The sequence below is a fragment of the Pseudomonas sp. KK4 genome, from assembly GCF_001984065.1.
In the GTDB taxonomy this organism is placed as follows: Bacteria; Pseudomonadota; Gammaproteobacteria; order Pseudomonadales; family Pseudomonadaceae; genus Aquipseudomonas.
In genome coordinates, this window is record NZ_LYVP01000066.1 from 23,568 (window position 1) to 29,628 (window position 6,061).

At 62.3% G+C, this 6,061-nt stretch carries 12 protein-coding genes; 10 read left to right on the forward strand and 2 right to left on the reverse strand.

The genetic code is table 11. From position 1 onward, the window contains the following. The first annotated feature begins 115 nt into the window (after positions 1-115). Positions 116-628, forward strand: coding sequence for a methylated-DNA--[protein]-cysteine S-methyltransferase (locus B0W55_RS20000; protein WP_077047646.1), 513 nt, complete (start codon positions 116-118; stop codon positions 626-628). Positions 629-750: 122 nt separating this feature from the next. Here B0W55_RS20000 and B0W55_RS20005 read toward each other — a convergent pair whose 3' ends face one another. After that, a complete protein-coding gene (locus tag B0W55_RS20005; protein WP_077047647.1) occupies positions 751-1,188 on the reverse strand; it encodes a hemerythrin domain-containing protein in 438 nt (145 codons plus the stop codon). Positions 1,189-1,326: 138 nt separating this feature from the next. On the opposite strand from B0W55_RS20005, the gene B0W55_RS20010 reads away from it, so the two are divergent. Continuing rightward, entirely contained in the window at positions 1,327-1,746 is a 420-nt protein-coding gene (locus B0W55_RS20010; RefSeq protein WP_077047648.1) for a GNAT family N-acetyltransferase, read from the forward strand. A gap of 111 nt (positions 1,747-1,857) precedes the next feature. On the opposite strand, the gene B0W55_RS20015 is transcribed toward B0W55_RS20010, so the two are convergent. Beyond that, positions 1,858-2,208 (reverse strand): hypothetical protein, encoded by a 351-nt coding sequence (locus tag B0W55_RS20015; RefSeq protein ID WP_077047649.1) that lies wholly within the window; start codon positions 2,206-2,208, stop codon positions 1,858-1,860. 144 nt (positions 2,209-2,352) lie between these two features. On the opposite strand from B0W55_RS20015, the gene B0W55_RS20025 reads away from it, so the two are divergent. The 8 genes from B0W55_RS20025 to B0W55_RS20060 form a co-directional block, all read left to right on the forward strand. After that, positions 2,353-2,601, forward strand: a complete 249-nt coding sequence (locus tag B0W55_RS20025; protein ID WP_077047650.1) for a hypothetical protein — start codon at positions 2,353-2,355, stop codon at positions 2,599-2,601. 19 nt (positions 2,602-2,620) lie between these two features. Continuing rightward, positions 2,621-2,950 carry a DUF6388 family protein gene (locus B0W55_RS20030; RefSeq protein ID WP_077047651.1) on the forward strand — a complete coding sequence of 110 codons (330 nt, stop codon included), beginning with the start codon at positions 2,621-2,623 and terminating at the stop codon, positions 2,948-2,950. A gap of 26 nt (positions 2,951-2,976) precedes the next feature. Beyond that, positions 2,977-3,681, forward strand: coding sequence for a YoaK family protein (locus tag B0W55_RS20035; protein WP_077047652.1), 705 nt, complete (start codon positions 2,977-2,979; stop codon positions 3,679-3,681). Between the two features lie 198 nt (positions 3,682-3,879). Beyond that, a complete protein-coding gene (tusD, locus tag B0W55_RS20040) occupies positions 3,880-4,272 on the forward strand; it encodes a sulfurtransferase complex subunit TusD (RefSeq protein WP_077047653.1) in 393 nt (130 codons plus the stop codon). 1 nt (position 4,273) lies between these two features. Further along, positions 4,274-4,636: a sulfurtransferase complex subunit TusC gene (tusC, locus tag B0W55_RS20045; protein ID WP_077047654.1), complete on the forward strand. Its 363-nt coding sequence runs from the start codon at positions 4,274-4,276 to the stop codon at positions 4,634-4,636. Continuing rightward, positions 4,636-4,929 carry a sulfurtransferase complex subunit TusB gene (gene tusB, locus B0W55_RS20050; protein WP_077047655.1) on the forward strand — a complete coding sequence of 98 codons (294 nt, stop codon included), beginning with the start codon at positions 4,636-4,638 and terminating at the stop codon, positions 4,927-4,929. Before tusC ends, tusB begins: the two co-directional genes overlap by 1 nt. Continuing rightward, positions 4,926-5,261 carry a TusE/DsrC/DsvC family sulfur relay protein gene (locus tag B0W55_RS20055; protein WP_077047656.1) on the forward strand — a complete coding sequence of 112 codons (336 nt, stop codon included), beginning with the start codon at positions 4,926-4,928 and terminating at the stop codon, positions 5,259-5,261. The genes tusB and B0W55_RS20055 overlap by 4 nt, the downstream gene beginning before the upstream one ends. A 14-nt stretch (positions 5,262-5,275) precedes the next feature. Beyond that, positions 5,276-6,061, forward strand: a 786-nt coding sequence (locus B0W55_RS20060) for a glycosyl transferase family protein (RefSeq protein WP_175645528.1), incomplete at its 3' end; no start/stop codon positions are given.

Sequence of the window (6,061 nt, forward strand, 5' to 3'; positions counted from 1 at the left end):
CATCCAGAGGGAGCGCTTCAAGAGCAGTACGAAGTATGGTCAAGATTGCGTATTGCGCCTCCCCGACGAGGCAGTATCCTTAACGCTTGTTCAACAATTACACGCGAGCCGCGGCATGACTTACACCTGGACCACCCTGGCCTCCCCGGTCGGCGAGTTGAAGCTGGTGGCGAACGGCTCGCGACTGGCGGCCATCCTCTGGGAAAACGACAAGCCCGGCCGAGTCCGCCTCGGTCCGATGAGCGAAGCGCCGGACAGCCCGATCCTGATGCGCACCGCTGAGCAGTTGCGGGAATATTTCGCCGGAACCCGCGATCGTTTCGAGTTGGAGCTGGAGTTTGCCGGTACCGAATTTCAGAAGAAGGTCTGGGCGGCGCTGCTGACCATCCCCTTCGGCGAAACCCGCAGCTACAGCCAGATCGCCGAGCAGATCGGCAACCCGAGCGCCGTGCGGGCCGTGGGTGCGGCCAATGGCAAGAACCCGATTTCGATCATTGCGCCCTGTCATCGGGTAATCGGGGCGTCGGGGAAATTGACGGGGTTTGCCGGGGGCCTTGAGGCCAAGGAATTATTGCTGACGCTGGAAGGCGGGCATTGGCCCGGCACGGCGCGCCTGCCCGGCTTCTGACCCTGTAGGAGCGAGCTTGCTCGCGAAGAAACGTCCAGGCAGCGCGGGGTGTCAGGCTGCCCGCGTCATCGTTCACGTCCATCGCGAGCATGCTCGCTCCTACAGGGGTTCTGCGTACAGTCTCAGGCAAGTTGCTCCTGGTATTCCTTGAGGTACTGCCCCGCCAGCGTTTCTTTCTGCTTGTCGTCAAGCAGCTTGCCGGCCATCTGGAAGAACTTCTGCTCTTCTTCCTTAAGATGATGATGGACCTTCTCCGACAGTTTCTTCGCGGTCGCCAGCCAGGCCGGGCTGGACATTTCGGTCTCGTCCAGCTCCTCCATCATTTCATCCATTTCGTGGTGCTCGGCGATCGCATGGCGGCTGAGGTCGACACCGTTGTCGAACTCCATCAGCGGAATGTAGAAATGCCGCTCCTCGGCAGTTTCATGAGCCTGGAGTTCGGCCTTGAGCTGTTTGTAGGCCTCGACCCGCTCCGGGGTGTCGCCGCTGGTCTGGATCAACGCTTTAGCGTAAGTACGCTGGCGCTCGTGGCTTTCGCGCAAGGCTTCAAAGATATTCACGGAGGGTCCTCATCGGCAGCGTTCTGGAATGACGCGTCTTGAGGCTAGACATCTGTGCGCAGGTGACGGTTCCAATGCGGGTGGAACAAACCTGGCGAGCGCGATAGGCTGCCGGTTCACAGCCATAAGGACATTGCCATGACGTTGCGAATCGAGTTCTCACCGACCCCCACGGAGGAAGAACGCCTGGCCATTCTGACGCCACTGCGCGCGTACAACGCGTCCAAGGCCGAAGGCGCGATACCCGAGCACGTTGCCTTGCTGATACGCGACGACAACGATCAGATCCTCGGCGGGCTCTACGCCCGGTTGTTTTACCAGTGGCTGTTCATCGACCTGCTGTCGGTGCCGGAGCAGGCCCGGGGACAAGGCATGGGCACCAAGCTGATGCAGATGGCCGAAGACCTGGCGCGGGAGAGAAAGTGCATCGGGCTGTGGCTCGATACCTTCGAGTTCCAGGCGCCGGAGTTCTACAGGAAATGCGGTTACAGCGAGATCGGGCACATCGCCGATTACCCACCGGGGCACAAGCATTTCTTCTTCCAGAAGCGCCTGTAGGAGCGAGCTTGCTCGCGATGGACTTCAATCCACTGGGGTGTATCAGGTTCCCCGCGTTATCGTTGACGTCCATCGCGAGCGTGCTCGCTCCTACAGGGTGGGGGGCGTTCGTTACAGACAGGTCGCCAGTGCCGCCAGTCGGCGTTTGGCGACGAAGTCGTCCCGTTGCGCGTAGTAGCTCAGCACGGTGCCCGAGGCGTCGGTGGTCACGTCCACGAAGGACTCCGCCGAACGGGTGTACACGGTCGTGACGCCCTTCTCCCCAGATTGCAGATACCCACTGGCATCGACACCGAACACCGCTTCGTCCTGCCAGGAAAACTGCACGCACTGGGCCACGTCTTTGGCCGGCTTGTCGGAGTTGAGGGTCTTGTACGGGGGTTTGCTGCGGGCGTCGCTCATCACCGAGCTTGCGCAACCGGCCAGCATTGTCACGGCCAGCGCCACCATCAGAATTCGCATTGCAATCGCTCATCGGGAAAAAGCGGACTGTATCACCGTGGCACGGCGTTTCGTTCTGCTTTACTGCATTTATACCGCGACATCGCGCGACGATTCGCGCACCCTGTCGCGCCAATATCGCCGCACATTTATCCAGGAAGTCTCATGACACCCAACGCCGAGTTCTACAAACCGAGCACCGAATACGCCGACAAGCTGATCAGCCAGATCGGCCAGACGCCCTCCTGGATCGCCAAGCGCCTGGGCGTCACCGACAAGCGCATTCGCTACATTCTCGACGGCGAACGCACGGTCAAGGGCGAAACCACGCCGATCCAGATGACCTACACCGAGCAATTTGCGCTCGAGTGTCTGGCGGCAGCGGCCAAGGCCAGCAAGAAGCAGTCTTCGTAATCCATTCAAAGGAGTGACCATGGCGGCATCCGAGCTGCAACACGAACAGGCTCTGAACAGATTTCTCGATGAACGCCCCGAGTTGCGCATCGAACTCGACAATCTCAACCCGCTGCTGGCCCAGGCCAAGGGCGAGACCCTCGCTCAGTTTCGCGACGAGCGTTTGCATGAAGCCTTCGAAGCCGAGGCCGAGCGCCTTGGGTTGTTTGCCTGGGAGCTGACCCTGCAACTGACCGTTGCGTCGCCCGAGCAATACCAGGCTCAGCGCATGGACGTGCACCGGGAAGTGGCCGAGATGGCGGGTATGGACTGGCTGGAATACTGTGATTTGTATGGACTCACTCCGTAACTTCACCTTCAAGGACGCCTGACCCAATGCTCCCCTCACCTTCCAGCACCCGTGCCAGCCCCGGTCACCTGCACACGCAAAAATGGCGCGGGCGCATTGGGCTGATCCTGGTGGCGCTGCTCTCGGTGCTGGCGGGCATGACTGACGCCATCGGCTTCATGGCCAGCGGCGATTTCGTGTCATTCATGAGCGGCAACACCACCCGCATGGCCGTCGCCATCAGCGCCGGCGATCTGGGGTTGACCCTGCGCCTGGTGCTGCTGGTGGTCACGTTCATCGTCGGCAATGCGCTGGGGATTGTCGTCAGTCGACTGGGCGGGCGCCGGGCGCTGCCGTTGCTGCTGTGCATCGCCGCCCTGCTGTGCGCCGCTGCGGCCTGGCCCTATGCGTCGCAGCTGCCGGCGCTGCTGGCGGCGATTATTGCCATGGGCATGCTCAATGCCGCCGTTGAAGAGGTGAACGGGTTGCCGGTCGGCCTGACCTATGTCACCGGTGCCTTGTCGCGTTTCGGCCGCGGGCTGGGGCGTTGGATGCTCGGCGAACGGCGCAACGGCTGGCGAGTGCAACTGATCCCCTGGGCCGGCATGTTCGCCGGCGCGGTGCTGGGTGCGGTGCTGGAACATCACTTGGGGCTCAAGGCCCTGTTTGCCAGTGGGTTGCTGGCCGGGGTGCTGGGGTTGCTGTCGCTGAGGATTCCGCGGCGGTGGCAGTTGGGGTATATGCCTCGTTGATTGCTTTGTTGCCTGTCAGGCCGTCTTCGCGAGCAAGCCCGCTCCCACAGGGCTTGGTGTTATGTCGACGTTCTCGATTTCACCGCACTACCTGTGGGAGCGGGCTTGCTCGCGAAGGCGGCCCAACGGACAACATCGATTTAGCCGCCCCGTCGATAAAGCTTTATCATGGCCGCAGTTTCGCTGATCGAGTCCGTCATGAAGTTCGCCATTGCCGTGTTTTGCGCCGCCCATGCGCCCTCCTCGCGCCGCGCCTTGCTGTTCGCCCAGGCCGTGCTTGCCGGCGGGCATGAGATCGTCCGGTTGTTTTTCTACCAAGACGGCGTCTACAACGCATCCGCCAGCGTGGTCACGCCCCAGGATGAACTGGACGTGCCCAAGCAGTGGCGCGCCTTTGTCAGCGATCATCAACTGGACGGCGTGGTCTGCATCGCCGCGGCCCTGCGCCGTGGCGTATTGAACGAGGAAGAAGCGCGCCGTTATCAGCGCGGCGCCGTGGCCGTCGACACGCCCTGGGAATTGTCCGGTCTTGGTCAATTGCATGACGCGGTGCAGGATGCCGACCGCCTGATCTGCTTCGGAGGCGCGTGAGATGGCCAAATCCCTGTTGATCATCAGCCGCCAGGCCCCCTGGTCCGGCACCAGTGCCCGTGAAGCCCTGGACATCGTGCTGGCCGGCGGCGCGTTCGACCTGCCGATCGGCCTGCTGTTTCTCGATGACGGCGTGTTCCAACTCGCACCGAAGCAGGACGCCAAGGCGTTGCAACAGAAAGACCTGAGCGCCAACTTGCAGGCCCTGCCGATGTTTGGTGTCGAGGAACTGTTCGTCTGCGCCGACAGCGCGGCGCAGCGTGGCCTGGACCCGAGCGCCCTGGCGCTGGAAGAAGCCCGGGTATTGGCCGCTGCGCAAATCACCGCCCTCATTGACCGTTACGACCAGGTGATCACCCTCTGATGTCGACTCTGCATGTGTTGTCTCATTCCCCTTTCGGCGACGATCGCCTGACCAGTTGCCTGCGGCTGATCGGCGCCGATGATGCGCTGCTGCTGTCCGGTGACGCGGCCTACGCTTTGCAACCGGGCACCGTGCCGTTCACCACGCTCATGGCGCGCGGCCTGAAACTCTACGTGCTGGCCGAAGACGCCCAGGCCCGTGCCATCGGTGTTCCGCAATGGGCCGAGGCCATCGATTACCCGGCGTTCGTCGAATTGTCGATCCACCATCACAAGGTCAACAGTTGGCTATGAATTGCATGACGGTTGGCGCGCGAGCCATCGAGCTGGACAAGGACGGTTTCCTGGTCGACCTGAGCGACTGGTCCATTGACGTCGCCACAGCCCTGGCGGCCGCCGAGGACATCGAGCTCGGCCCCGAGCACTGGGAAATCCTCGAACTGCTGCGCAGCTTCTACACCGAATTCCAGTTGTCGCCGGCCACCCGACCGTTGATCAAGTACACCGCATTGAAGCTTGGCCCGGACAAGGGCAACAGCCTGCACCTGAACCGATTATTCAAAGGCACCCCCGCCAAACTCGCCGCCAAACTGGCGGGCCTGCCCAAACCGACGAATTGCCTATGACCGACTACCCAGCGCTGACCCTCGAAACGCCTGCCGAACACCCATTCGCCCAGTTCGTGCGCATCCTCGGCAAAGGCAAGCGCGGCGCCCGTGACCTGACCCGTGAAGAAGCCCGCGCCGCCATGGGCATGGTTCTCGACGAACAGGTCGAGCAGACCCAGCTCGGCGCATTCCTCATGCTGCTGCGGCACAAGGAAGAAAGCGCCGAGGAAATGGCCGGCTTCACCGAGGCCTTGCGTGAGCGTTTGCAGGCACCGGCATTGCGTGTCGACCTGGATTGGCCGACCTATGCCGGCAAAAAGCGCCACCTGCCGTGGTACCTGCTGGCGGCCAAGTGCCTGGCGCAGAACGGCGTGCGGATTTTCATGCATGGCGGCGGCGCGCACACGGCGGGTCGGCTGTACAGCGAGCAGTTGCTGGATGCGTTGCAGATCCCGTTGTGCCGTAACTGGCAGCAGGTGGGCTCGGCGCTGGATAACGGCGGCCTGGCCTTTATGCCGCTGGTGGACTGGGCGCCACAGTTGCAGCGCATGATCGACCTGCGTAACACCCTGGGCTTGCGTTCACCGATTCATTCCCTGGCGCGGATCCTCAATCCGCTGGGTGCCCGCTGCGGCCTGCAAAGCATTTTCCACCCTGGGTATCAGGCGGTGCATCGCGATGCCAGCGGCTTGCTGGGCGATACGGCGATCGTGGTCAAGGGCGACGGTGGCGAGATCGAGATCAACCCGGATGCCGACAGCCATCTCTACGGCACCACCGGCGGTGAAAGTTGGGATGAAGAATGGCCGCAACTGTCG

Coding starts and splice junctions, on each gene's coding strand:
- B0W55_RS20000 (WP_077047646.1), top strand. CDS start 116: ATGACTTACACCTGGACCACCCTGGCCTCCCCGGTCGGCGAGTTGAAG.
- B0W55_RS20010 (WP_077047648.1), top strand. CDS start 1,327: ATGACGTTGCGAATCGAGTTCTCACCGACCCCCACGGAGGAAGAACGC.
- B0W55_RS20015 (WP_077047649.1), bottom strand. CDS start 2,208: ATGCGAATTCTGATGGTGGCGCTGGCCGTGACAATGCTGGCCGGTTGC.
- B0W55_RS20025 (WP_077047650.1), top strand. CDS start 2,353: ATGACACCCAACGCCGAGTTCTACAAACCGAGCACCGAATACGCCGAC.
- B0W55_RS20030 (WP_077047651.1), top strand. CDS start 2,621: ATGGCGGCATCCGAGCTGCAACACGAACAGGCTCTGAACAGATTTCTC.
- B0W55_RS20035 (WP_077047652.1), top strand. CDS start 2,977: ATGCTCCCCTCACCTTCCAGCACCCGTGCCAGCCCCGGTCACCTGCAC.
- tusD (WP_077047653.1), top strand. CDS start 3,880: ATGAAGTTCGCCATTGCCGTGTTTTGCGCCGCCCATGCGCCCTCCTCG.
- tusC (WP_077047654.1), top strand. CDS start 4,274: ATGGCCAAATCCCTGTTGATCATCAGCCGCCAGGCCCCCTGGTCCGGC.
- tusB (WP_077047655.1), top strand. CDS start 4,636: ATGTCGACTCTGCATGTGTTGTCTCATTCCCCTTTCGGCGACGATCGC.
- B0W55_RS20055 (WP_077047656.1), top strand. CDS start 4,926: ATGAATTGCATGACGGTTGGCGCGCGAGCCATCGAGCTGGACAAGGAC.